We start from the raw sequence: 22,859 nt of genomic DNA on the forward strand, positions 1-22,859 counted from the left end.
CCCTCACCACAGCTCGGGTTTATTGAATGCACTGACACAGTGGGATGGCCCCTTGAACGGCGCCATCTCAGCCCCTGTCAACGATTGCCCCAACCACCCGTGCGGATGGCTTAACGGCAGAGGAGCTTGGGCGACTTTTTCTGAAATCGGAAAAAAACCGGTTTTGCCATAGTAGTTCGGATCGCCGTAAGTCACCACAAAATCCACTTTGTCACGGCGCAGCTCGTCCAACCCAAACGCGATCAGTCGCTGCCCTATCCCCGCTTTCTGGCGATCCGTACGCACGGCAACCGGCGACATCAGGAACACCTGTCGCGGATCTTGGTCAAAGCGCAGCCGCGAAAACAGGATGCAACCCAGCACTTGGGGGCCATCATGGGCAATGGCTGCACTCAAATCGCCGTCAGGCGTTGTGGCCAACAGGTCCGAAACCAACGCGCCGATCGCGGTCCCTTCTTCATCGCTTTCCGAAGCCGTGAACACCCTCCTGAACAAGCCGGGCAGCGCGGCCTCCCATTCATCTTTCCCTGTCGTGAATTCCATGGTGAACTCTCTCCAATCGTCCGTGGGTCTGTTTCTGGTTCAACGATTACACGCCGATGCACTCGGTTGAACATAGGACGGATACAATGGCGATGCAGAGGCGAGCCGAACATGTTTTTACGCCAATGCCTTGCACCGTTGGCCAATAGTTGCCCATGAACGCGGACAAGTTTGCATTAATCGCCGCCTACCCCCTTGACCTGCCGTGATCCAATGTCATGAACGGTTCCATGAGTACCGCACGTTTGACGATTAATCTTCAGGCGCTGGCCAGCAACTGGCGCGCGCTCGATGCAAAAACGGATGTCGAAACCGGCGCCGTGGTCAAAGCTGACGCCTACGGCCTGGGGGCCGAGCCTGTGTCCGCGACCCTGGCAGAGGAAGGCGTTCGCAAATTCTTTGTTGCAGTTGCCGAAGAAGGGGTTGCCGTGCGTAAGGCCATCGGCCCCGGACCGATGATCGCTGTATTCTCGGGTCATATGGAAGGTGACACCGATCTGCTGCGCGATCATGATCTGACGCCGCTGATCAATGCGCCCGAGCAATTCATGCGCCATCAACAGGCGCTTCCGGATCATCCCTTTGGTATTCAGCTGGACAGCGGCATGAACCGCCTGGGTCTGGAACCTGCTGACTGGGCTGAACTGCGCCCAAAGGCCGAGGCACTGAACCCCGTCGTAATGATGTCGCACCTGGCCTGTTCGGACGAACCCGATCATCCAATGAATCGCCAGCAACTAAAGACCTTCCGCGAGATGACTGATGGCACTGCATCACCAAGGTCGCTGGCGGCCACAGGCGGTACGTTTCTTGGACCCGAATTCCACTTTGATTTCTGCCGCCCCGGCGTCGGCCTGTACGGCGGCATGCCTTTTGCCGAAGCGAAACCGGTGGTGACGGTTGACCTGCCGGTGATCCAAGTTCGCCCGGTCGAGGTCGGTGAATCGGTCGGATACGGCAACAGCTGGATCGCGCGCCGCCCCTCTCGCATTGCGACCGTTGCCGCTGGTTACGCAGACGGTTTGCACCGCGCCATCGGCGGTGGGATCGACGCGTTTTCCGGCAGCCAGCCTTGCCCTGTTGTCGGACGCATCTCGATGGATCTGATCACGGTAGACGTCACCGATCTGCCCGAAGATCCCGAACGCCTGCGCATTCTGAACGGACATCAAACAGTCGACGACCTGGCCGAAGCCGCCGGCACCATCGGATATGAAATCCTGACGTCGCTGGGCGCGCGTTTTTCCCGGGGATACGTCGAATGAACCCTTTGGCCGTGCTGGGTGGGTTGGGACGTGCTGTCCTGTCCATGCTTGCCAATTTTGGCAAGGTGGGAATATTCGCGCTGGACGCGATCTCACACATCTTTCGGCCTCCCTATTATCCGCGCGAGTTTGCCGTTGCCCTGATGAATGTCGGCTGGCTGTCGCTGCCGGTTGTTGGCCTGACCGCAATCTTCACTGGTGGTGCGCTGGCCTTGCAAATCTATGCGGGCGGCGCGCGTTTCAACGCCGAGGCCGTGGTACCCCAGATCGTCGCCATCGGCATGGTGCGTGAACTCGGGCCGGTGCTGGTTGGCCTTATGATCGCCGCGCGCGTGACCTCGTCCATCGCGGCCGAAATCGCGACCATGAAAGTGACCGAGCAGATCGACGCGCTGGTCACCCTGTCTACCCACCCGATGAAATACCTGACGGCGCCGCGTGTTCTGGCCGCCTTGATTACGGTGCCCCTGCTGGTCGGTATCGGAGATATCATCGGCATTGCAGGCGGTTATGTGGTCGCGACCCAAAATCTGGGTTTCAACGCGGCGACGTACCTGCAAAACACGGTCAATTTCCTTGAAACCAAAGACATCGTGTCATCGCTGGTCAAAGGCGCGGCCTTTGGTTTGATCGCAGCCATCATGGGCTGTTACTACGGCATGAACTCGGGTCGGGGTGCGCAAGGCGTTGGCCGAGCGACCAAGTCCTCGGTCGAATCCGCCGCGATCATGATCCTGGCCGCCAACTTCATTCTCACAGGGGTGTTCTTCTCGGTATGATCAGGATGGAGAACGTATCAAAAGCCTTTGGCGACAATCAGGTTCTGCAGAGCATGAGCCTTGAGATCCCCAAAGGCACCTCGATGGTCATCATCGGTGGTTCGGGCACCGGCAAGTCCGTGGCGCTGAAGTGCATTCTGGGCCTGATCAAACCCGACAGCGGCATGATCTACGTGAACGGCAAAGACGCGGCCAAGGGCGATCGTGATAAGTTTCTGGCCCGCTTCGGAATGCTGTTTCAGGGCGCGGCTTTGTTCGATTCCCTGCCCGTCTGGCAAAACGTTTCCTTCCGCCTACTGCGCGGTCCGTTGAAGCGCCCCGCCGAATACGCGCGTGAGATCGCCATCGAAAAACTGCGCCGCGTGGGCCTAAAATCCGACGTGGCCGACCGCTTTCCGTCCGAACTGTCAGGCGGCATGCAGAAACGCGTGGGCCTTGCCCGCGCCATCGCGGCCGAGCCCGAAATCATTTTCTTCGATGAACCCACCACCGGCCTCGACCCGATCATGTCTGGCGTCATCAACGACCTGATCCGCGAAATCGTGACCGAGATGGGCGCCACCGCGATGACCATCACCCACGACATGAGCTCGGTCCGTGCGATTGCCGACAACGTGGCCATGCTGCACGGAGGCGTCATCCAGTGGACCGGCCCGGTCAGCCAGATGGATACCTCGGGTGATCCTTATGTCGAGCAGTTCATCAGTGGGAGTGCGGAAGGGCCGATTGAGGCGGTAAGATAAAGATGAACGTCAGCCTGATAGAACTATCAGATTTCATAAGGCTTTTGGGCCTTGCGTATTTGGCGGGTATTGTGATCTCTACATCCGGCGTTTTTCCCGCCTTCGCGAAGTCACAGTTTTCGAACAGCAAATACGACGAGTCTCAGACCCTTATTCAAAGAAAACAGCTCGGCTGGAGTTTCGGACTGTTAGTCGAAGACGAGAGCAATGCCAAAGCAACCGCTCTGACTTGGATAGCGGTAGTTGTTCTAATCGCGGTGGCCTACTTTGGATTGCGCTGGGCAGAAAATGCACAAATCCCTGCACTGAATATCACTCTGGGAATTACGTGCATCTTTTTAGGGCTTAACTGCCGCAGACTGTTTTTGCGAAAATGGGCTGGAAAAGCATGGAAAATCGACTTTGCAAGCTTTCTGGTTGGATTGTTTATTTTGATTACCCAAATATAGATTCATGCTACGCCTCGCCACCCTCTCACTCCTGATCCTCTACCCCATCGCGTGGTTCGCCCCGCTGATGCGCGCAGGGTTTCTGCCGATCTTCGGCCTCAGCGAGATCAGCGTCATCACCGGCCTGCAGTCGCTGTGGAAATCAGACATCTTCCTCGCGCTGATCGTCACCATCTTCGCCTTGTTTGCGCCGTATATCAAAACAATCGGCACCGCCCTGATCCAATGGGACATGCTGGACCCGCGCGTCCAACCCGCGCTCAACATCCTCGGGAAACTGGCCATGGCCGACATTTTCCTCATCGCGCTTTACATCTCGCTGGCCAAGGGAATCTCTTACGCCACCGTTGAGACCGCGTGGGGTCTTTATCTGTTTACGGCGTGCATTCTGGCCTCGATCGCATTGGGTCACATTACCGAAATGACACGCGGATCACGAAATCCTCAGACGTAATTGATTGAAAACGCTTATCTGAGTATCATCTTTATATTTCGAGCAGAAAATTTTTGTAGTTTCGGTCCTGAGCGGATCATTCTGTGTGTTTTAGGTGTTCCCCGCTTTGGGCCGGTGTGTTCCGGTTTCAAAAGGAGTTCGTCTAAGATGACTGCCCTCCACAACATTACATTGCAATTTCAGAATGCCTTTTTACGACTGACTTTTTTCCTCATTTGCACTGCGGCATTGTTCCTGGTCAGTGCCTGTCTTTTATCCGCTTTGGGGGTTCTGCCCTGGCTGTCCATGCAGGCCGGTTTCGGCAACGATCCGGCCATGGACGCGGGCATGTACATCCAGATCGGCCTGACCGTGCTGATTCTCATGCTGGCGTTCTATCTGCCCGCTAATGCCCGGATGATGGCGCTTGAAACGTCACATCGTAAGTTCTCGCTAAACATGCACGACGTGGCTCAGGCCTACCATCTGGCCCATTCAGCGGATCGCGGCGAAACGTTTCTGCTGTCCTCCGAGTTCGATGCGGTCAAGGAAAGGATGGCCTTCCTGCGCCACCACCCCGACCTGCAATCGCTCGAACCCGAAATCCTGGAGCTGGCGGCACAAATGAGCCATGTCAGCCAAGAGCTGGCAGAAACCTATGGCGATGCCCGCGTCAGCCGTGCCCGCACGTTCCTGCAGCAACGTCAGGAAGAGATCGAAACGTTCCAGAAACGGATCGAAGAAGCGCAGGTCATCCAGCATGAGCTGCGCCAATGGACCCACGATATCGAGATGGAAGAATCCATTGCCAAATCGCAGCTGGCACGTTTGCGGGACGAACTGTTTGAACTGCTGCCCGAATTGTCGGCACAGCTGCAATCGCCCGTCGACGACCGCGATCCCAAGAAATCGAGCGTCGTAGCAATGTCGCCGCCCCGCGCCGCGGAATAGGCGCGACAGCGCCCGCCGGGGACGATGGCCCATAGGCCTGAGGACGCGGCGCGCCACCGGCAGAGATGAAAGCCCTGCTAGGGCTTGAAGAACTGCCCGCGCTCGGGCACCAAGGCCGAATGGCAAAGACAACTTTCTCCTGCTCGGCCTGTGGCGCAACGCATTCCCGGTGGTCCGGGCGGTGCGACGGCTGCGGTGAATGGAACACAATCACGCAAGACGTGCCTCTTTCGGCTGGCCCTGCAAAGAAATCCCTTGGCGGCAAACGTGGCCAGTCCATGACACTCACGGACCTGTCGACCGAGGAAACACCGCCGCCGCGCACATTGTGCGGCGTAGAAGAACTGGACCGCGTTTTGGGTGGCGGTCTGGTCCCGGCCTCGGCCCTGCTTGTTGGTGGCGATCCAGGTATCGGCAAGTCGACGTTGCTGTTGCAGGCCGCCGCGCGGTTTGCACGTGCTGGCGTCAAGACGATTTACGTGTCTGGCGAAGAAGCCAGCGCTCAGGTGCGCATGCGCGCGCGCCGGCTGGGGCTAGAGGACGCACCGGTCCAACTGGCCGCCGAAACCAACCTGCGGAACATTCTGACGACGCTTGAGGCAGAGAAACCCGGTCTGGCCATCATCGACTCGATTCAGACCATGTGGGCCGACAATGTGGACAGCGCACCGGGCTCGGTGTCACAAGTCCGGGCCGCGGCGCATGAATTGACCACGTTTGCGAAACGACACGGTGTTTCAATCATCATGGTTGGCCACGTCACCAAAGAAGGCCAAATCGCAGGTCCCCGCGTGGTCGAACATATGGTCGACACAGTCCTATACTTCGAAGGCGAGCGCGGCCATCAGTTCCGCATCCTGCGGGCGGTCAAGAACCGCTTCGGCCCTGCGGATGAGATTGGCGTGTTCGAGATGACGGGCAAAGGGCTGGCACAGGTCACAAACCCTTCGGCCTTGTTTCTGTCCGAGCGTGGCACACCCAGCCCTGGGTCAGCCGTATTTGCCGGGATCGAAGGCACACGCCCCGTTTTGGTTGAATTACAAGCGCTTGTGGCCCCGTCCCCACATTCACAACCACGCCGGACCGTTGTCGGTTGGGACAGTGGCAGGTTGGCGATGATCCTCGCCGTTCTCGAAGCACGCTGCGGCATCCCTTTTGCGGGTCTCGATGTCTACCTCAACGTCGCAGGCGGATTGAAAATCGGCGAACCCGCCGCAGATCTGGCCGTTGCGGCAGCCCTGCTGAGTGCCCGAGAAGACACAGCCCTGCCCGCAGATACCGTTGTTTTCGGAGAAATCTCGTTATCTGGGGCACTTAGACCGGCCCCGCAGACCGAAAACAGGTTGAAAGAAGCCCAAAAACTTGGTTTCACATCGGCAATCGCTCCGGCGGGCGGCAAAACCGGTACTGTGGCAGGTCTGACACTCACCCGACCCTCTGATTTGGTTGGGTTTGTTGGCGAAACCTTCGGAGCAGGTTAAAGTCGCCCCCTGAGGGGCAGAAAAAAACAGGCGAGGGCCATGGAAGGTTTTACAATAATTGACGGGGTCGTTGCCCTGATCGTCGTCGTTTCAGGCATTCTTGCCTATTCGCGCGGCTTCTTACGTGAGGTTCTGGCCATCGCAGGCTGGGTCGCAGCCGCAGTGCTGGCCTTTATTTTTGCACCACAAGCGGTGCCACTGGTCAAAGAGATCCCGGTTGTCGGGGATTTCCTGCGCGACAGCTGCGAATTGTCCGTCATTACGGGCTTTGCTGCGGTGTTCGCAGTCGCACTTATTATTGTCAGCATCTTTACGCCCTTGTTTTCGTCGATCGTCCAGCGATCTGCGCTGGGTGGTCTGGATCAGGCACTTGGTTTCTTCTTCGGCATCGCCCGCGGCATCCTGTTGGTTGCCATCGCGTTCTTTGTCTACGACACGGTCATGACCGGCCAATCCTACACGATCGTCGACGAAAGCCGCTCGGCCAAGGTGTTCGAGCAGTTCAGCGACAAGATCGAAGAACAGAACCCCGAGGCGGCTCTTGGTTGGGTTACCCGCCAATATGAAGAACTGGTCGCCAGCTGCGCGGAAGGTTCCGCACCGGCCGAGGATCTGACGGCCCCCACGACTACGGAATAAATGCCTGGCACGGGTCCCACCCATGCTGCAATTGTTGAAACGAGCCGCCGCTTTGCCGGCGGCTCGTATTCGTTTGTACCCGTGCTTTTGTAATTGTCTGGAAGATCTTTCGCTGAACGATTGTCATTAAGAACTTCTTGGGTGTCTTGATGGATCTTCAAAAAACCCACACATCCCGATTAAAACCCTCCCAAAAGCGCACTTCTACTTGAGTTTCCAAGTGTTCTTTTTCGGTTGTCCGTTTTCGTAGATCCGAAACTCGTTTGCGCCGATGCGTTCGACGCTCCAGCACTTTTGCCCCCAATTCCCTTTCTCACACCACTGATCGTCTTTGACGAACCAGTCCCCCGTGTATTTGTCCTTACCATCCCAAAGCCCGTTGAGTTTGCCGTTCTTCTTGCTTGTTGCCTTGCTGTATGCCTGAACCCACGGCGTCTTTCCGTCATTGTTAGAGACGCCAGACAACTGGCCGCCAGGTATTGTGGCAAGAAGCTCTTCCTGAGTCATGAACACCTGCGCAAACGCTGTTGTCGACGTCATGGCTCCAAAGCCTGCTGCAATGACTGCTATGCCCAGAATTGAACGCACACTTTTGAGTTGAAAATTACAAAGTCCGTAAGACATGAAACACATCCTTTTCGACAAATCCGAGATTATAATGACTACTTTCCCCGTTGAGCTACCAGAAAGTCTCAACGCTAGGATTGTATCATAATGCCATCAAAACCCCAAAAACTGACGCTGATGGCGCACTGTGGAAGGATCTCACGTCTAATCCGGTCCCGTTCCGGACGCTTGACCAAAGTCACCGGATATCCGCTTGTCAGAGCCCTGTACAAAAACAATTAGCTCAAGAGTTTTCGAGATCTTGTTTCAACAAGAAAGGGGTACTGGTTCGCAGCTACAGTCGGTTTTTTTGCTTAGAAAGTCTTCGGACTCAAACGAACCCTTCGCCTGCACAAACCGTGCATCTGATCGTCTTCAAACCGAAACAGCCGTCGCAGCGATTGAAAATCGGCTTTCCGTGGATGTCGCGGCTTTTGATAACCTCACCCGATCCATTGCAGATCTGACAGGGTGCCCGCCCCATGCCCCTGCATCGGTGACACCGGCGCTTTACCGGTTCTTCTTTCTTGTTTCCTTGTTTGTGCTGCCACATGGCGGGTATCCGATCGAACCTTTATCATTGTCGAAAACTCACTATGTCGACCATGACAGCACAAGCCTGCGGCCCCTGCCACCTTTTCATGTTGTTTTTGGCAAAATCCGCATGCGTCAAATCGCGAATGTGATCCTTTGATGACACAGGCGCGCTTAGGCATTATGTGAGTGGCGAACTGACATGGAATCGGAGCTGCCGATCTTGCTGTATCTGTTTTCTTACGCGCTTGCCCTTACGACGCTGGCGTGTGTGCGCCGCCAACCGACCGGGCGACAACGCGTACAGATACCGTTGTCCAGGCGGTCCGACCCGCACACCTAATCAACATAAACACGTCATGGAAATTGGAGCCCGTATATGTGTGGCATTTTAGGGATCGCAAGCAGGACACATGATGTCTTCGCGGAAATCTATGACGGACTGCTGATGTTGCAGCACCGGGGTCAGGATGCCTCGGGGATCGTGACCTATACCGGCGAATTCTTCCGTGAGAAGAAAGCCAACGGGTTGGTCAAAGACGTCTTTAACGCCAGTGACGCCGAGACCCTGCTGGGACAGGTCGGTATGGGACATGTGCGCTACCCTACGGCCGGATCGCTCAGCGCAGCTGAGGCGCAGCCGTTCTTCGTCAACGCGCCCTATGGCATCTATCTGGTCCATAACGGCAATATCACCAACACCGCCGAGCAGCGCGAGAAAGTTACCGCCAAATACAGCCGCCACCTGCGCACCACGTCGGATTCCGAGATTATGCTGAATGTTCTGGCGGACAAAGTGGCCGACGCGATCAAAGTCAATGGCAACGCCGAACCGATCCGCAATATCTTTGCCGGTGTGAAGATGACGATGGAACGCGTTCAGGGTGCCTATTCAGTGATCTGTCTGGTGGCCGGCGTTGGTATGCTGGCGTTCCGCGATCCCTACGGCATTCGCCCCCTGTCGGTTGCCAAGCGCGATGTGGATGGGGACGGCGACGATTATGCCTTTGCGTCGGAGGATGTCGCCTTCGGTATCAACGGATTTGAAAAGCTGCGCGATGTGAAACCGGGTGAGGCCATCCTGATTGACCTCGACGGTAACATGCACACGTTCCAGGCGGTTGAAGGTCAGCTTACCCCCTGTATCTTTGAATACGTCTACCTGGCCCGTCCGGATTCGCTGTTGGATGGTGTTTCGGTCTACAAAACCCAGATGCGTATGGGCCAGACGCTGGCGCGCCAGATTGAGGCTGCGGGCCTTGAGATCGACCGCATCATCCCTGTGCCGGACAGCGCGCGCCCTGTTGCGCTGGAGGTCGCGAAGGCCACTGGCATTCCTTACCGTGAAGGTCTGGTCAAGAACCGCTATGTAGGCCGCACATTCATCATGCCCGGTCAGGAAGAGCGGCAGAAATCCGTGCGCCGCAAGCTGAACGCCGTTCCGTTGGAGTTCAAAGGTCACAACGTATTGCTGATCGACGATTCCATCGTACGCGGAAACACGATCAAAAAAATCGTTCAGATGTGCCGCGAAGCCGGGGCCAAGAAGGTGTTCATCGCCAGCGCCTCGCCACCGGTGAAATTTCCCAACGTTTACGGCATCGATATGCCCACCAAGCATGAGCTGATCGCAAACGGTAAGAACATTGAGGATATCCGGCAGGAGTTGGGCGCAGACGCCCTGTTCTATCAGGATCTCGATGACCTGATTTGGTCCGCCAAAGAAGGTAACCCGGATATCGAATCCTTCGATTGCTCGTGCTTTGACGGTAACTACATCACCGGAAGCGTCAGCGAAGACTATTTGGACAGCCTCGAAAACAGCAGCCGGGTCAGTAAGAAAAAACAGGACATGCAGGTGCCCGGCGGGTCCTGGAATGCGGCCAAACTGGCGTCCGGCTAAGAATAAGCACGCGAATCAGATTGCAGTGATGGCCCGTTTCGCAATTGCGATGCGGGCCTTTTCACGTATGGGCCACGCCTGATCGGTTGGTTTTCGCGCACAACTTTTCGATGAAGAAACCGCAATTGCAGGAACTTCGGCGACGCAGCTATTCAGCCGCGCTATCGCGCAATCCCCGCCTCTTTAGTTCCTGTCCTTCGTTTGATAGCGCATTTGCCGAACCACTCATAAAACAAGGGGTCAGGCCAACGTGGCCAGGCCGAAAATCATGTCAAACGCCAACGTCAAAAACGCGGCCACACAGACGGGCGCGCTAAAGAAGAATTCAGTCTCTGTGCTGGGCGTCTTTGGTCCAAAAGCTGACATGCGTGCGTTGGTGCGCCTGTCGTCAGGCCGGGTCAAAGAGGTCAAGCCCGGCAGCCGGGTGTCCTCGGGCACTGTGATTGCCATTGATGACGAAGGCGTCATGCTGCGACAAAGCGGCCAGACCAAGCGGATCGTAATCCCCGGAAGTTAATCTGTCTTGACGCCCTGCGCGCATGGGTTCAAACCGCCCTTATGACCGATCAGACCAAAATTGCCCTCATCACCGGGGCCTCGCGCGGATTGGGTGCTGCCCTGGCCGAAGCTTTGGCACCCGAGTATCACATCGTCGCAGTCGCCCGCACTACTGGTGGGTTGGAAGAGCTGGACGACCGGATCAAAGCCAAGGGTGGTGCCGCCACGCTTGCGCCGATGGACATCGCGGATCCGAACGCCATGGCGACCCTGTGCCGGGGCATTCATGACCGATGGGGCAAAGTAGATCTGTGGATGCACACCGCCGTCCACACCTCGGCCCTGACGCCTGCGCATTTCGTGGACCCCAAGGAATGGACGAAGGCGGTCAACATCAACGCCACAGCCACGTCGGTTCTGATCCCGTATATTGCGCCCCTGTTGGGCGACAGCGGCCATGCGGTGTTTTTTGACGACCCCAAAGCAGGTGAGAAGTTCTATGGCATCTATGGAGCAACTAAGGCCGCGCAATTGGCGCTTGCCCGCAGTTGGGCGGTGGAGACCGAACGCACGGGTCCGCGCGTGTCGATCGTGGAACCCGCGCCAATGCCCACGGCTGTGCGCGCCCGGTTCCATCCCGGCGAAGACCGCGATGTGTTGACCAGCCCTGCGGATGAGGCGGCCCGAATTCTGACGCTATTGTAGGAATAGCCCTTTAGGCCATGCCTCCGGTGGGGATACTTTGGCCAGATGTAGCGGGCGGTCTACGCGATATGTACGCCGTTGCGCCCAGCCAGATCGACAAAGAACTGCCACGCCACGCGACCCGAACGTCCGCCCCGGGTGGCTTGCCATTCGATGGCCTCGGCGCGCAGGATATCGGCGTCGACGGACACACCATGAGCCGCGCAATACCGATCGATCATCGCAAGATATTCATCCTGATCGCAGGGGTGGAAGCCCAGCCACAGGCCGAACCGGTCAGAGAGCGAGACTTTTTCCTCGACCGCCTCTGACGGATTGATTGCGCTGGAGCGTTCGTTTTCGATCATGTCCCGCGGCATCAGGTGACGGCGGTTCGACGTCGCGTAGAAAACAACGTTTTCGGGGCGGCCCTCGATGCCTCCGTCCAGCACCGCCTTGAGTGATTTGTAATGCTGATCATCGTGGCTGAACGACAGGTCATCGCAGAACAGGATGAACCGGTGTGGGGCTGCGCGCAGATGGTTGAGAAGGCGCGCGACCGAACCCATGTCTTCACGCTGGAGTTCGACCAGTTTGAGGTCCGGAAAATCCGCCTGCAACGTACCGTGGACGGCTTTGACGAGGCTGGATTTACCCATGCCCCGTGCGCCCCACAACAGTGCGTTGTTGGCCTTGTACCCGGCCGCAAAGCGGCGCGTGTTGTCCAGCAGCGTATCACGTGAGCGATTAATGCCTACCAGCAGGTCCAGATCGACACTGTTGACCTGTTTGACCGGCTCAAGCCGGTCCGGCTCGACTTGCCAGACAAAAGCCGGGGCAGCTTCGAAGTCGGGCGCGGCCAATGGGGCCGGTGCCATTCGTTCCAAGGCGTCAGCGATACGGTTCAGGGCTTGGTCGTTCATAGGCGCCTCCGGTCGGTTTTGCTGGTTTCAAACCATGTTCCGCCGGGCGCAACAAGAGCCGCGCACAAAAAAGGCGCGCCCCGACGGGCGCGCCTGATTGTTACCGATCACCAGGATTACTTGCCTTCTTCTTCCTGAATGATCTCTTCATCCGCTTCTTCTTCGTCGTCATAGTATCCATCGGCGCGCAGTTGCTCCTCGCGCTTTTTCTCAACGCGTGCGACCAGGAAGATCGAAATCTCGTACAGCCCATAGACAACCACGAACAGGATGACTTGCGTGATCACGTCAGGCGGTGTCACCAGCGCGGCCAGAACCAGAATGGCGACCACAGCGTATTTGCGCACGCCCCCCAGACCTTCGGCAGTTACCAACCCGGCTTTGCCCATCAGGGTCAATAGAACCGGCAGCTGGAAACACAGCCCAAAAGCCACGATGAATTTGATCGTCAGGTTCAGGTATTCCTGTGCCGAGCCCTGGAAGACCACGCTCAGCGGCGCTGTGGCGGTGCCGTCAACCACTGCCTCGCCTTCCGCTCCGAACTGCTGGAAACCCAGGAAAAAGTCGTAAGCTAGTGGCGTGACCACGTAAAACGCAAAGCTTGCCCCGAGCAGGAACATGAACGGCGACGCCAGCATGAACGGCAGGAACGCATTCTTTTCTGTCCGGTACAGGCCTGGTGCCACGAACCGCCACATCTGCATCCCGATATAGGGGAACGCCAGTATGAAGCCGCCCAGCAGCGAGACCTTGATGGCGACGAAGAAACCTTCCTGCGGTGAGATGAAGATCAGCCCACAATCCTGTCCGCGATCAGCAAGTACCTGACACAAGGGATTCGTCAGGAAGTTAAACAGCGGCGTAGCGACCGTGAAACAGATTATCATCCCGATCAGGAACGCCACGACGCAGTGAATCAACCGCGTGCGCAGTTCTGCCAGATGCTCGATCAATGGGGCCGAGCTGTCTTCGATCTCGTCGGTATTGCTCATGTCTTGCTTTCAGTATTCAGCGCGGCTTCGGCCTCTTCAGCCTTGGCTAGCGCATCCGCAGCTTCTTTGGCCTTACGCTCGGCAGCGGCACGCGCGGTCGAGGCCTGGATCTTCTTGGCCTGCTCGGCACGTTCAGCAGCCAGCTTGCCGGTTTCGCTGTCGGGGTCGAACTTGGTCGGGTCCATGCTCTTGGCCATTTCCTGTGCGGCTTCTTTGACGCCGTCCATGGCGGTGTTCACAGGATTGGTAGCCGCATTCAGACCCTTCTTGATCTCGTTCACTCCCGCCTGATCCGCTGCCTCGTTCATGGCGCTGCTGAACTCGCGCGCCATGCCACGGGCCTTGCCAACCCAGCGGCCGACATTGCGGAACAATACCGGCAGATCCTTTGGCCCCACAACGATCAGGGCAACAACGCCGATGACCAGAAGCTCGGTCCAGCCCAGATCAAACATCTGCGCTTAGACCTTGTCTTTGTCTGTCTCGGGCGTGACGTCTTTGGCCACTTCGGACGCGTCCTGCTCCAGCTCGTCCGCACCTTCTTTGACGCCCTTCTTGAACGAGGTGATGCCTTTGCCCACTTCGCCCATGAGTGAGCTGATTTTGCCGCGGCCAAACAGCACCAGCACCACAACGGCAATCAGCAGAAGACCGGGAAGTCCGATATTGTTAAGCATGTCTCTTCTCCTTTGAAGTCGGCGCACGCGCGCCGGGAATGTGATCTGGCACCGTGTTTACGCGCGGGCGGTCCAGCGCAAAAGCGTGTCGGCCCGGTTCTGTGCCCAAAAATGAACGGATCACGCGATTTTTGAGGACTCGCAATTCTCAACTGACAGGTTTATGTCAGTTGAGAGCACGTAGAAAGGCCCTGTCTCATCAAAACAGGAGCATGACGTGACACAAATCGCAGAAACCGTAACCTTCAAACTCGCAGCCGATGTAACAAAGGAGGATTTCGTGAACATCATGAAAGGCACCGAATCCTTTGTTCGGAACGCGGACGGCTTTGTCTTTCGGCGCCTCAGCGCAGGGGATGATGGGCTTTGGACCGACACCGTCATCTGGACAGACATGGATTGCGCTCAATCCGCCGCCGTTGCCTTCCCCAAGCAGGATTTTGCCCCCGCGGTGATGGCTGCAATCGCGCCGGACACGGTGACTATGCGCCATGATGCAATCTATTGGACCATCGGAGCGTCATGACACACAGGACATCCCATGCGCCGCTCTGACCGGCTGTTCGATATCATCCAGATCCTGCGCGACGGTAAACTTCACCGTGCGCAGGACATCGCGGACCGGCTTGAGGTGTCGGTTCGCACCATCTATCGCGACATGGATACGCTGGTTGCCTCGGGCGTCCCGGTCGAGGGCGAACGCGGTGTGGGCTACATGGTGCGTGAGCAGATCACCCTGCCCCCGCTGAATCTGACCCCTGCCGAGCTTGAGGCGTTGAACCTCGGTATGGCCATCGTAGCCGAAGCCGCAGACCCCGACCTCAAGGCCGCAGCCACGTCGCTGGCCGACAAGATCGACGCCGTGTTGCCCACGCAGGTCGTGGCCGAGGCTGACAGTTGGAAATTTGCAGTCTATCCCTTTGCCGATGCGGCGCGTGGGCTGGCGCATATGGCCCCGATCCGCGCCGCCATCAAATCCCGCCAGAAACTCCGTCTGTCTTACCGTCGGATCGACGGCGTTCTGACTGATCGGGTCATACGCCCGCTGCACATGGAATACTGGGGGCGCGTCTGGACCCTGACGGCATGGTGCGAGTTACGTCAGGGGTTCCGTGTTTTTCGCATAGACCTGATCGAAACAATCTTGCCCCTGCCCGAGGTCTTCGCAGACGAGCCCGGCAAGAGCCTAAGCGATTATGATCCGCACGCGTGACGGGCTTCATCTTTTCTCAAATACTCTGGCAGGAGGTACGGCCCGCTCAGGGCCATAACCCTCACCGCAGATAGGGTTCCGGATCGACAGATTCGAACCCTTTACGCACCTCGAAATGGACGTAGGCATTGTCGCCGCCGCGCAAGGAGGCGATCTTTTGGCCGCGCTTGACGCGAGCACCCTTTTTCACAGTGATGTTCTCGACATTCGCGTAGACGGTCAACAGATCGCTGTTGTGCTTTACCACAATGATCGGCACCTGATCTGCGTCGGCCGTGATTGCGGCGACGGTGCCCGCAGCGGCAGCGTTAACCGGGCTACCCGGCGAGGCCGCAATGTCGATGCCTTCGTTCGAGCCCTTTTTATAGGTGCGGATGATCGTTCCTGTGACAGGCAGTCCAAGCGCAGAATTGCTTTGCGTAGTCGGCGCTTCGGCGGTCACGTCAGGTGCGGGCTCGGCGGGCTTGATGACTTCATCCGGCAGAGGTTGCGTCGCGCTGGGCGGCGTCGGTGTCGGCGATCCCTGCCCAGGTTGGGTGATCGTAGTCGCAGGGACTGTTGTCACGGCGGCCGCCTCCTGACGGGGCGCAGGCTGGTTCTTGATGGGAATCAGCAGAAACTGTCCTTCGCGCACGGTAAAGTCAGACCCCAGCCCGTTCCACTCGGCCAAGGCATCTACCGGCACGTTATACAGGCGCGCGATCGTATACGCGGTTTCGCCGCGCTTGACCTTGTGGCGAATGGGTTCGGGTCCCGCCGGCGCAGAGGCCGGAGCAGGCGCGGCGGTTGGTTGTGCCGGTTCCAGCGTCGATGTGCGCACCGACCCATCCGCCGGAGCTGCGTCAATCGCAGTGCCTGCAATTGTCGCGATATCGACAGAGCTGGCCGCGCTGACGGTACGGGGCAAGGCGACCACCTCGCCATCACGCAGCTGGTCTGCAGCTTGCAATCCGTTAAAACGCGCGACTTCCGCTGCCGGTAATCCAACCCGGGCGGCGACATCGCCAACCGTGTCGCCCCGGCGCGCAACGGCCACTTGATAATTGGGATAGGTGATCACGCCACGCGCATCCGGAGCAGGCCGGTTCGCGGTGGCCGCCTGCGCCGCATCGGCCGTAGAAAACCCGCCGACGTTGCCTCGCAGGTCATAATCTATGGGGCCCTCGCATCCCGCGAGGAACGCCAAGGACGCAACACCTGCTGCGACTGCTGATTTGGAAACTGCTCTCATTTTACTGTCCTCACCGCCTGCCCCTGTTGTCCGGGGTTCCAGCGCTTATCGCGAAATATTTCTTTACGCTCCGTCTTTGCCAAGCCCTTCTAGCAGGGGCACGAACCGAACGGGCAACAATTCATCATAGTCCAGGCCGGTCTCAGTGCGTCTGACCCGGATCAGGGTCTGAACCGCATCCGACTGTCCCACCGGCAAAACCATGATACCGCCGATTTTGAGCTGCGCCAAGAGCGGCCCGGGCGGGTCCTCGGCAGCGGCCGTCACAATGATACGATCAAACGGGGCTTGTTCCGACAAACCGAACGACCCATCCGACAGCATCGCCGTCACATTGGTCATTCCCAATTCTCGAAACAGCTCGCCGGTTTCGCGCACCAGACGTTTATGACGTTCGACCGTATAGACCCGGCGCGCCAGCTTGGACAGAACCGCGGCCTGATAGCCCGAGCCTGTACCAACCTCCAGCACCGTGTCACGAGGGCGCACATCCAGCGCCTGCGTCATCAACCCCACTACCGAAGGCTGGCTGATCGTCTGACCGCAGGCAATCGGCAACGGCGTATCCTCATAAGCGCGCTCGGCGAACAGACCCTTGACGAAACGGCCCCGATCGACCTGTTCCATCGCAGCGAGAACGCGCGCATCCGTTACTCCGCGCGACCGCAGGGCAAAGAGGAACTGCATGGTTGTTTCTGGATCAAGTCCGCTCATTCGATCGACTTCAGTTGTTCCAGAACGTCATGGGCCGTCAGGTCCGCACGCATCGGTGTGACCGAGATGTAGCCCCCAAGATTTACCGCCGCATCGGTTCCGGGTGCTGTCGGATTGTGCTGATAGCCGCCCTTGATCCACAGGAACCGCCGACCCGAGGGCGAGCTGTGCGGTTCAACCGAGAAATTGGTATCCCGGCGAAAACCCTGCGGCGCGATGCGCGTCCCCAGAACCTCATCCGCCGGCACGGGTGGGAAATTCACGTTGTAAAACAGGCGGTAATCGCCCTGCTCTTCAGGCGTTGCTTTCAGTATTCGCCGCACAAGGTCGGCCCCGTAACGCGTTGCAGCCTCAAAAGGATCATCCAGACCCAGGTTGCGCGGCCCGAAATACTGCGACAAGGCAATTGCAGGAATACCCTGCAGGGCGGCTTCCATCGCCCCACCCACCGTGCCGGAATACAGCGTGTTCTCGGCCGAGTTGTTGCCGCGGTTCACACCGGACAACACCAGATCGGGCGGCGTGTCTTTCATGACGTCGTGCAGCCCGGCCAACACACAGTCAGCGGGTGAGCCTTCGGCGGCATAGCGGCGTTCGCCCAGCTTGGCGACCATCATCGGGTGGGTATAGCTGATGCAGTGGCCGACACCCGATTGTTCGAATGCAGGCGCGACGACCCAGACTTCACCATCCGGGCCTGCCAGATCGGCGGCAATCGCCTCAAGTGCGATCAGCCCCGGGGCATTGATCCCGTCATCATTGGTCAGAAGTATACGCATAAGCCCCATCCACCCGGCGTTTTGCCCTTGATAGACCCGCCCCCGCGTCGCGGCAAGCAAAGCGCGCGTCCAATCTGATGCTTTCGCGCACCACTTGGCGCTAAACTGTGACTTTCCAGCCTAAACCGGGAAAACGAAACACCTGTCACGGCGGATGGTCAGCCACATGACCCGTCCCGGACTGGGAACAAAGACATTGGGCACCGTCGCCCTCAGGATCGAGCCGTCATGGTCCATCCGAAATTCAACAAGGCTTTCGTTGCCCAAAAACCGCGCCCGCTCAACCACGCCCCGCGCGGCAACGCCGTCGGTCGGTGTCGGCAGCGGCCCCTTGCCGTTACGGTCAAAGTCCAGCCGCACGTGCTGCGGGCGGAATACGATCTCGACATCTGTATTGTCCGGAACGCCGGGTGCCAGAAATTGCCCGAATGGCGTTTCCGCCAAGGCTCCATTCACTTTGGATGGTAAAACATTGATATCACTAAAAAACGCCACCGCCGCCTTGTCCGCCGGGCGGGTAAAGACGTTGTAGGGCGCGCCTTGTTGCACGACTTTACCGCGTCGCATCAGGGCGATTTCATCCGCCATGCGCATCGCTTCTTCCGGCTCATGCGTGACTAGAACAACAGCGGCGTCCTCTTCCTTGAGGATCGCAAGCGTTTCATCCCGAATGCCGTCCCGCAACCGGTTGTCGAGGCCCGAGAAAGGCTCATCCATCAACATGATCCGCGGACGTGGGGCCAATGCGCGGGCCAGTGCCACACGTTGCTGCTCGCCACCTGACAGATGATGCGGGTAGTCGTCGACGAAACGCATCAGGTCGACTTTGCGCAGCAGCGCTTCGACGCGGGCGCGTTTTTCGTCCTTATGCCCCTTCAGGCCAAAGGCCACATTGTCGGCAACGCTGAGATGCGGAAACAGGGCAAAGTCCTGAAACATCAGCCCTATTTCACGCCGTTCGGGCGGCACACGAAACACCGTGTCACAGATCAACTTGCCATCGACATAGATTTCACCGGATTCCTGCATCTCGACCCCGGCGATCATGCGCAGGGTTGTCGACTTGCCGCAGCCCGAAGGCCCCAACAGACAGGTCACCTGCCCCGCCCGCACCGTCAGCGAGACGTCATCCACAACGACCCGCCCCTCATACCGGGCGATCAGATTTCGGATTTCCAACCGAGGAGGAGTAGCGTTTTCTGTCACCGATGGGCCCCGTTGCCTTTCCCGATCAATTCCATCGGGCTTAGGCGGGGATAACAACCCCGCCCCTCAGGTGCAAGAGATCAGCAACAGCCGCCTGATGGGGCCTCGCCCGTGGCTTCAAACGGGCTTTCACCACCGCAGCCTTCGAATATCCCGTAATGGGTCGAGAAATCGCCAATGAAGTCGAAATGCCGGGCAAAACGGGTGTCTTTCAACATCATCCAAGTGTTGCCGCAGACAGGAAAGACCTTGCCTGCCTCGATCGCGTGGTGATCATCCAGTTCGAACAGATGCGGGGCGTTCGGGATGGTGCCCTTGTAGATCACGGCCTGGCCATAATCCTCACACGCAGGTTCCAACTCGGGCAGCTTGAACAGACGGTAGGTGGCGGACAGGAATTTAAGAGGCGCAACACGCTCTTCGAGCACCGCGTTTTCAATAGTCAGCGGACGATGCGTGACACGGCGCGGATCGCCAAAGCCCGCTTTGCGCGACATCGACAGAAAATCGTTCCAATACAACGCGCCGGACAGGCATTCACCGTACAAGACCTCATCCTCGGCCATCTCTTTAGGCACTCGGCGGTCGGCGTAGACGTCCGAGAAATACATCTCGCCCCCGTCTTTCAGCAACCGATGCGCCCCACGCAAAACAGCCTCTTTATCAGTGGCCAGATTGATCACGCAGTTCGAGACGATAATGTCAAAAGAACCGGGTTCCAGGTCAAGCTCATCCAGCTTTTCGATATAGCCATGGTGGAATTCCACATTGCTGTCAGAATGCCCAAAGGCTTGCGCGTGATAATCCTGATGCGCGCGCGCTACGTCCAATTGCTCCGGCGTCATGTCCACGCCGACAACCCGTCCCTTTTCACCTACCATGGCAGACAGGGCATAAACATCACGTCCCGCACCACAGCCGAGATCCAGAATGCTCATCCCCTCAAGGTCGTGCGGAGCGATCAAACCGCAGCCATAGTAGCGCGTCAGAACTTCGTCATGAATTTTCGACAGGATCTTTTTGACATGATCCGGCATATCATCGGGCGTACAACACGCGTTTGTCTGTAAGTCCGAGCTGCCCTGCAGGACCTCGCCATAGTAATTCTGCACTGCCTCATGCTTCATCGCGGCTATCCTTCTGTCTGATGGCAGCATAGCAGCTAATGCAGACTGGGGCTTGGCGCAATCCGGGCCTTTATAATCTGACGAAAGCGTGAGGGGGTGTAGGGGTTATACCAACAGTTCGAAATCAACGCCCGCGCGCAGTTTGCCGTTCACCTGTATCTCAAGCCGGTGCGCACCGGGGATCAGTTTGAACGTGGTCGCATCACCTTTAAGCTTGTGCTTTTTGGTCAGGGTAAGAGCACCATCTACCAAAGCGGACTGTTTCAGCTTGTGCACTTTAGCTGAGGTTTTACCCCCAGGCCTTTGAAAATGAACAATGTAATCCACCAAAACAGGTTGGTCACCGTTACCACTCAGCATTACATCGAATTCCAACGCGCCGCCGATCCTTGCATCACCCTTTATGGTAACATCGGCCGAAACCTTCGCATCCGGGTCAAAGCCCAGCATTTTCATGGCGCGCGGATGGCCTGCTTTCACAAGCCCGCGCAAGGTGTGCGAGGTCATCCAGTCCATCTCGGCCTGATCCTGCCGCCCGTTCCTGCCCCAATCCCGCAACCGGCCCAAAACCAGATCGGGGTCTTTCTTGGTGATGTCATTCAGATGGTTGGCCACCGACCGGGTGACATAGCGCGTCTCATCGGCATGCAGCCGGTCCAGTAGAGGCAGCGGATCGGTCAGGTACAGTCCCACCGCTTGCCCCCAAGGCAAACGCGGTCTTGTGCCTTCGCTGACCAACCGGCGCACGTGGTAACTGTCGTGTGCGCACCACTCCTGCATCCGCGCCAGCACCTGTTCCTGATAGGTATTGAGGAACGGACGTATGGCCCATTCCATTGAAAATCTTTGGGTCAGTTCCTCAAGCACATCCAATGACTGCCTCGGATGATCCAGCCCCACGGCAACAACCCAGTCACCCAGCGGAGCAAAGATGAAATCACCAAAATCATCATCCGTTTTGCCGGGATCCAAAGGCGGCGGCAAGGCGCGCAGCAGCGTAGGTGCGATCTGAGGCAAGTCGCCCGGCACCGCCTGTTGCAGACATTCGGCGATCCAGGCCATCCTCTCTTTCAGCTCCAGATCCAGCAGACGCGACATGACCTGCGCCTCAAACGCCTCGGCATCAAAGGAAGGGTCCGCGCCCGCGAAAAGCCCCGCCAAATAGCGGGTCTTTTCGACATTAAACAGTTGATCTTTAAGCGAGAAATTTTGAGCCATGATCACATCGTCAGGTTGGTGGCGCCACCGTCCAGCAGTATGTTCTGCCCGACAATGAAACCGGCATTCTGCGAACACAGGAACGCACAGGCTGCGCCAAACTCTTCACGCGTTCCATACCGTCGTGCCGGGATGGTTGCCGCGCGTTCAGCGCGCGCCTCGTCCATCGAAATTCCTTTTTGCGCAGCCACGCCACCATCCAACGAGTCCGCCCGGTCAGTGGCATGAATGCCCGGCAGCAAGTTGTTGATCGTCACACCTTTTGGTGCGACCTGACGCGCAGTTCCGGCAACATAGCCTGTCAATCCGGTGCGGGCCGCGTTCGACAGACCCAGTGCGGGGATCGGTGCGCGCACAGATTGCGAGGTGATATTCACCACCCGGCCCCAGCCTTTGTCCATCATCCCAGGCAACAAAACCTTCATGAACGCAATTGGCGTCAGCATGTTGGAATCCAGCGCTTTGATGAAATCATCGCGATCCCAGTCCGACCACAAACCCGGGGGCGGGCCTCCGGCATTTGTCACAAGGATATCAACACCCTGCGCGGCTTCGATTACCTGCGCCTGCCCCTCCGCCGAAGTCACATCGCAGGCGATAGTCTGAACCTGTACGCCATGCTCAGCGCGAATGCGGTCAGCCGATTCCTCCAAAGCCTCGGGCCCACGCGCGTTCATCACCAGATCAACACCCGCCGCGGCCAATGCCTCGGCACAACCCAGACCCAAACCTTTGCTACTGGCACAAACCAGCGCACGTTTACCTTTGATCCCAAGATCCATCTGATCCTCCCTGTCTTTGCCGCACATCTAGCACCAGCCTTTCAGGGAAGACCAGAAACCAAAACACGTTAGTAAAAGAACTCTTCGCGCACGATCTTGCTATCCGCGACGTGGTAAATGGCGACTTCGCGCATATCAAAGCTGTCACCGCTTTCCACCACAGTACCCTTCACTTCGAAAATTACGGCAAAGCGGTCCTCACCATGCACAAATGGGTCACTTACCGAAGCTTCGGTTACATCATGTGCGCCTTCCCACCATTCGTGTTTGCCGCGGATCGCGTCGCGCCCGGCAACTTCGCGCCCCATACCCGAGTAATCCACAGCTTCGACAGAAACGGCATTGTCTGCATAGAGCTTATCCAAATTCGCTTTGGCCCGGCCCTCGCGGCAACCAGCGACCAGTTCGTTTGCGATTTCTTTTAAATTCATCACACCTCTCCATCATTTGTTCACTATATGTTCTTTTTGCCATTATCAGGCGATTCTG

At 57.8% G+C, this 22,859-nt stretch carries 27 protein-coding genes; 13 read left to right on the forward strand and 14 right to left on the reverse strand.

Annotated elements, in window-relative coordinates; translation table 11 throughout:
- Positions 1 to 3: 3 nt before the first annotated feature.
- On the reverse strand, positions 4 to 543 hold the full coding sequence (locus AC2FIS_RS04035) for a GNAT family N-acetyltransferase (RefSeq protein WP_496772038.1): 540 nt from the start codon (positions 541 to 543) through the stop codon (positions 4 to 6).
- Positions 544 to 773: 230 nt separating this feature from the next.
- Here AC2FIS_RS04035 and alr point away from each other — a divergent pair, with 230 nt between their 5' ends.
- The 8 genes from alr (at position 774) to AC2FIS_RS04075 (ending at position 7,283) form a co-directional block, all read left to right on the forward strand.
- Positions 774 to 1,808, forward strand: a complete 1,035-nt coding sequence (alr, locus tag AC2FIS_RS04040; protein ID WP_496772039.1) for an alanine racemase — start codon at positions 774 to 776, stop codon at positions 1,806 to 1,808.
- Positions 1,805 to 2,587: an MlaE family ABC transporter permease gene (locus tag AC2FIS_RS04045; RefSeq protein WP_472723887.1), complete on the forward strand. Its 783-nt coding sequence runs from the start codon at positions 1,805 to 1,807 to the stop codon at positions 2,585 to 2,587. The genes alr and AC2FIS_RS04045 overlap by 4 nt, the downstream gene beginning before the upstream one ends.
- Entirely contained in the window at positions 2,584 to 3,330 is a 747-nt protein-coding gene (locus tag AC2FIS_RS04050; protein ID WP_496772040.1) for an ABC transporter ATP-binding protein, read from the forward strand. Before AC2FIS_RS04045 ends, AC2FIS_RS04050 begins: the two co-directional genes overlap by 4 nt.
- Positions 3,331 to 3,332: 2 nt before the next feature.
- Positions 3,333 to 3,779 (forward strand): hypothetical protein, encoded by a 447-nt coding sequence (locus tag AC2FIS_RS04055; protein WP_496772041.1) that lies wholly within the window; start codon positions 3,333 to 3,335, stop codon positions 3,777 to 3,779.
- A gap of 4 nt (positions 3,780 to 3,783) precedes the next feature.
- Positions 3,784 to 4,233: a paraquat-inducible protein A gene (locus tag AC2FIS_RS04060; protein WP_496772042.1), complete on the forward strand. Its 450-nt coding sequence runs from the start codon at positions 3,784 to 3,786 to the stop codon at positions 4,231 to 4,233.
- 147 nt (positions 4,234 to 4,380) lie between these two features.
- A complete protein-coding gene (locus AC2FIS_RS04065) occupies positions 4,381 to 5,163 on the forward strand; it encodes a DNA repair protein (protein WP_496772043.1) in 783 nt (260 codons plus the stop codon).
- 119 nt (positions 5,164 to 5,282) lie between these two features.
- Entirely contained in the window at positions 5,283 to 6,644 is a 1,362-nt protein-coding gene (radA, locus tag AC2FIS_RS04070; protein WP_496772044.1) for a DNA repair protein RadA, read from the forward strand.
- Positions 6,645 to 6,683: 39 nt separating this feature from the next.
- The gene (locus AC2FIS_RS04075) at positions 6,684 to 7,283 is read left to right on the forward strand and encodes a CvpA family protein (protein ID WP_058271814.1); all 600 of its coding nucleotides are present in this window, start codon (positions 6,684 to 6,686) and stop codon (positions 7,281 to 7,283) included.
- A gap of 204 nt (positions 7,284 to 7,487) precedes the next feature.
- Here AC2FIS_RS04075 and AC2FIS_RS04080 read toward each other — a convergent pair whose 3' ends face one another.
- Positions 7,488 to 7,823 (reverse strand): hypothetical protein, encoded by a 336-nt coding sequence (locus AC2FIS_RS04080; RefSeq protein WP_496772045.1) that lies wholly within the window; start codon positions 7,821 to 7,823, stop codon positions 7,488 to 7,490.
- A 979-nt stretch (positions 7,824 to 8,802) separates the two neighbouring features.
- Here AC2FIS_RS04080 and purF point away from each other — a divergent pair.
- From purF to AC2FIS_RS04095, 3 genes are all read left to right on the forward strand, one after another.
- Complete coding sequence (purF, locus tag AC2FIS_RS04085) at positions 8,803 to 10,326, forward strand: amidophosphoribosyltransferase (protein ID WP_108858447.1); 1,524 nt, start codon at positions 8,803 to 8,805, stop codon at positions 10,324 to 10,326.
- Between the two features lie 268 nt (positions 10,327 to 10,594).
- On the forward strand, positions 10,595 to 10,843 hold the full coding sequence (locus AC2FIS_RS04090) for a hypothetical protein (RefSeq protein WP_058271935.1): 249 nt from the start codon (positions 10,595 to 10,597) through the stop codon (positions 10,841 to 10,843).
- A gap of 41 nt (positions 10,844 to 10,884) precedes the next feature.
- Positions 10,885 to 11,529, forward strand: a complete 645-nt coding sequence (locus tag AC2FIS_RS04095) for an SDR family NAD(P)-dependent oxidoreductase (RefSeq protein WP_496772046.1) — start codon at positions 10,885 to 10,887, stop codon at positions 11,527 to 11,529.
- Positions 11,530 to 11,588: 59 nt separating this feature from the next.
- On the opposite strand, the gene AC2FIS_RS04100 is transcribed toward AC2FIS_RS04095, so the two are convergent.
- The 4 genes from AC2FIS_RS04100 to AC2FIS_RS04115 all read right to left on the reverse strand — a co-directional run bounded on the left by AC2FIS_RS04100 (position 11,589) and on the right by AC2FIS_RS04115 (position 14,100).
- On the reverse strand, positions 11,589 to 12,431 hold the full coding sequence (locus AC2FIS_RS04100; protein WP_496772047.1) for an ATP-binding protein: 843 nt from the start codon (positions 12,429 to 12,431) through the stop codon (positions 11,589 to 11,591).
- A 116-nt stretch (positions 12,432 to 12,547) separates the two neighbouring features.
- A complete protein-coding gene (tatC, locus tag AC2FIS_RS04105; RefSeq protein ID WP_108858444.1) occupies positions 12,548 to 13,423 on the reverse strand; it encodes a twin-arginine translocase subunit TatC in 876 nt (291 codons plus the stop codon).
- Positions 13,420 to 13,878: a Sec-independent protein translocase protein TatB gene (tatB, locus tag AC2FIS_RS04110; RefSeq protein ID WP_058271821.1), complete on the reverse strand. Its 459-nt coding sequence runs from the start codon at positions 13,876 to 13,878 to the stop codon at positions 13,420 to 13,422. The genes tatC and tatB overlap by 4 nt, the downstream gene beginning before the upstream one ends.
- Positions 13,879 to 13,884: 6 nt before the next feature.
- On the reverse strand, positions 13,885 to 14,100 hold the full coding sequence (locus AC2FIS_RS04115; protein WP_058271822.1) for a twin-arginine translocase TatA/TatE family subunit: 216 nt from the start codon (positions 14,098 to 14,100) through the stop codon (positions 13,885 to 13,887).
- Positions 14,101 to 14,317: 217 nt separating this feature from the next.
- Between AC2FIS_RS04115 and AC2FIS_RS04120 the strand changes: the two genes are divergently transcribed.
- Positions 14,318 to 14,626, forward strand: coding sequence for a hypothetical protein (locus AC2FIS_RS04120; protein ID WP_496772048.1), 309 nt, complete (start codon positions 14,318 to 14,320; stop codon positions 14,624 to 14,626).
- Positions 14,627 to 14,641: 15 nt separating this feature from the next.
- Entirely contained in the window at positions 14,642 to 15,313 is a 672-nt protein-coding gene (locus AC2FIS_RS04125) for a helix-turn-helix transcriptional regulator (protein ID WP_108858442.1), read from the forward strand.
- 61 nt (positions 15,314 to 15,374) lie between these two features.
- Here the strand turns inward: AC2FIS_RS04125 and AC2FIS_RS04130 are convergent, their stop codons facing one another.
- The 8 genes from AC2FIS_RS04130 to AC2FIS_RS04165 all read right to left on the reverse strand — a co-directional run bounded on the left by AC2FIS_RS04130 (position 15,375) and on the right by AC2FIS_RS04165 (position 22,801).
- Positions 15,375 to 16,544: a LysM peptidoglycan-binding domain-containing M23 family metallopeptidase gene (locus AC2FIS_RS04130; protein WP_282118277.1), complete on the reverse strand. Its 1,170-nt coding sequence runs from the start codon at positions 16,542 to 16,544 to the stop codon at positions 15,375 to 15,377.
- A gap of 63 nt (positions 16,545 to 16,607) precedes the next feature.
- Positions 16,608 to 17,258: a protein-L-isoaspartate(D-aspartate) O-methyltransferase gene (locus AC2FIS_RS04135; protein WP_058271826.1), complete on the reverse strand. Its 651-nt coding sequence runs from the start codon at positions 17,256 to 17,258 to the stop codon at positions 16,608 to 16,610.
- Positions 17,255 to 18,037 carry a 5'/3'-nucleotidase SurE gene (surE, locus tag AC2FIS_RS04140; protein ID WP_109311890.1) on the reverse strand — a complete coding sequence of 261 codons (783 nt, stop codon included), beginning with the start codon at positions 18,035 to 18,037 and terminating at the stop codon, positions 17,255 to 17,257. The genes AC2FIS_RS04135 and surE overlap by 4 nt, the downstream gene beginning before the upstream one ends.
- 120 nt (positions 18,038 to 18,157) lie before the next feature.
- Positions 18,158 to 19,243 (reverse strand): ABC transporter ATP-binding protein, encoded by a 1,086-nt coding sequence (locus AC2FIS_RS04145; RefSeq protein ID WP_234416518.1) that lies wholly within the window; start codon positions 19,241 to 19,243, stop codon positions 18,158 to 18,160.
- An 80-nt stretch (positions 19,244 to 19,323) separates the two neighbouring features.
- Complete coding sequence (locus AC2FIS_RS04150) at positions 19,324 to 20,370, reverse strand: methyltransferase domain-containing protein (protein ID WP_496721670.1); 1,047 nt, start codon at positions 20,368 to 20,370, stop codon at positions 19,324 to 19,326.
- Positions 20,371 to 20,475: 105 nt separating this feature from the next.
- The gene (locus tag AC2FIS_RS04155; protein WP_496772049.1) at positions 20,476 to 21,588 is read right to left on the reverse strand and encodes a YhaZ family DNA alkylation repair protein; all 1,113 of its coding nucleotides are present in this window, start codon (positions 21,586 to 21,588) and stop codon (positions 20,476 to 20,478) included.
- A 2-nt stretch (positions 21,589 to 21,590) separates the two neighbouring features.
- Positions 21,591 to 22,370 carry an SDR family oxidoreductase gene (locus tag AC2FIS_RS04160; protein WP_496772050.1) on the reverse strand — a complete coding sequence of 260 codons (780 nt, stop codon included), beginning with the start codon at positions 22,368 to 22,370 and terminating at the stop codon, positions 21,591 to 21,593.
- A gap of 68 nt (positions 22,371 to 22,438) precedes the next feature.
- Complete coding sequence (locus tag AC2FIS_RS04165; protein WP_496772051.1) at positions 22,439 to 22,801, reverse strand: SnoaL-like domain-containing protein; 363 nt, start codon at positions 22,799 to 22,801, stop codon at positions 22,439 to 22,441.
- Positions 22,802 to 22,859 lie beyond the last annotated feature (58 nt).

It is taken from the genome of Ruegeria sp. CDSB113 (assembly GCF_059611045.1).

Excerpts from the sequence above, each read along its gene's own strand:
- AC2FIS_RS04035 (WP_496772038.1), bottom strand. The coding sequence starts at position 543 with ATGGAATTCACGACAGGGAAAGATGAATGGGAGGCCGCGCTGCCCGGC.
- alr (WP_496772039.1), top strand. The coding sequence starts at position 774 with ATGAGTACCGCACGTTTGACGATTAATCTTCAGGCGCTGGCCAGCAAC.
- AC2FIS_RS04045 (WP_472723887.1), top strand. The coding sequence starts at position 1,805 with ATGAACCCTTTGGCCGTGCTGGGTGGGTTGGGACGTGCTGTCCTGTCC.
- AC2FIS_RS04050 (WP_496772040.1), top strand. The coding sequence starts at position 2,584 with ATGATCAGGATGGAGAACGTATCAAAAGCCTTTGGCGACAATCAGGTT.
- AC2FIS_RS04055 (WP_496772041.1), top strand. The coding sequence starts at position 3,333 with ATGAACGTCAGCCTGATAGAACTATCAGATTTCATAAGGCTTTTGGGC.
- AC2FIS_RS04060 (WP_496772042.1), top strand. The coding sequence starts at position 3,784 with ATGCTACGCCTCGCCACCCTCTCACTCCTGATCCTCTACCCCATCGCG.
- AC2FIS_RS04065 (WP_496772043.1), top strand. The coding sequence starts at position 4,381 with ATGACTGCCCTCCACAACATTACATTGCAATTTCAGAATGCCTTTTTA.
- radA (WP_496772044.1), top strand. The coding sequence starts at position 5,283 with ATGGCAAAGACAACTTTCTCCTGCTCGGCCTGTGGCGCAACGCATTCC.
- AC2FIS_RS04075 (WP_058271814.1), top strand. The coding sequence starts at position 6,684 with ATGGAAGGTTTTACAATAATTGACGGGGTCGTTGCCCTGATCGTCGTC.
- AC2FIS_RS04080 (WP_496772045.1), bottom strand. The coding sequence starts at position 7,823 with ATGACGTCGACAACAGCGTTTGCGCAGGTGTTCATGACTCAGGAAGAG.
- purF (WP_108858447.1), top strand. The coding sequence starts at position 8,803 with ATGTGTGGCATTTTAGGGATCGCAAGCAGGACACATGATGTCTTCGCG.
- AC2FIS_RS04090 (WP_058271935.1), top strand. The coding sequence starts at position 10,595 with ATGTCAAACGCCAACGTCAAAAACGCGGCCACACAGACGGGCGCGCTA.
- AC2FIS_RS04095 (WP_496772046.1), top strand. The coding sequence starts at position 10,885 with ATGACCGATCAGACCAAAATTGCCCTCATCACCGGGGCCTCGCGCGGA.
- AC2FIS_RS04100 (WP_496772047.1), bottom strand. The coding sequence starts at position 12,431 with ATGAACGACCAAGCCCTGAACCGTATCGCTGACGCCTTGGAACGAATG.
- tatC (WP_108858444.1), bottom strand. The coding sequence starts at position 13,423 with ATGAGCAATACCGACGAGATCGAAGACAGCTCGGCCCCATTGATCGAG.
- tatB (WP_058271821.1), bottom strand. The coding sequence starts at position 13,878 with ATGTTTGATCTGGGCTGGACCGAGCTTCTGGTCATCGGCGTTGTTGCC.
- AC2FIS_RS04115 (WP_058271822.1), bottom strand. The coding sequence starts at position 14,100 with ATGCTTAACAATATCGGACTTCCCGGTCTTCTGCTGATTGCCGTTGTG.
- AC2FIS_RS04125 (WP_108858442.1), top strand. The coding sequence starts at position 14,642 with ATGCGCCGCTCTGACCGGCTGTTCGATATCATCCAGATCCTGCGCGAC.
- AC2FIS_RS04130 (WP_282118277.1), bottom strand. The coding sequence starts at position 16,544 with ATGAGAGCAGTTTCCAAATCAGCAGTCGCAGCAGGTGTTGCGTCCTTG.
- AC2FIS_RS04135 (WP_058271826.1), bottom strand. The coding sequence starts at position 17,258 with ATGAGCGGACTTGATCCAGAAACAACCATGCAGTTCCTCTTTGCCCTG.
- surE (WP_109311890.1), bottom strand. The coding sequence starts at position 18,037 with ATGCGTATACTTCTGACCAATGATGACGGGATCAATGCCCCGGGGCTG.
- AC2FIS_RS04150 (WP_496721670.1), bottom strand. The coding sequence starts at position 20,370 with ATGAAGCATGAGGCAGTGCAGAATTACTATGGCGAGGTCCTGCAGGGC.
- AC2FIS_RS04155 (WP_496772049.1), bottom strand. The coding sequence starts at position 21,588 with ATGGCTCAAAATTTCTCGCTTAAAGATCAACTGTTTAATGTCGAAAAG.
- AC2FIS_RS04160 (WP_496772050.1), bottom strand. The coding sequence starts at position 22,370 with ATGGATCTTGGGATCAAAGGTAAACGTGCGCTGGTTTGTGCCAGTAGC.
- AC2FIS_RS04165 (WP_496772051.1), bottom strand. The coding sequence starts at position 22,801 with ATGAATTTAAAAGAAATCGCAAACGAACTGGTCGCTGGTTGCCGCGAG.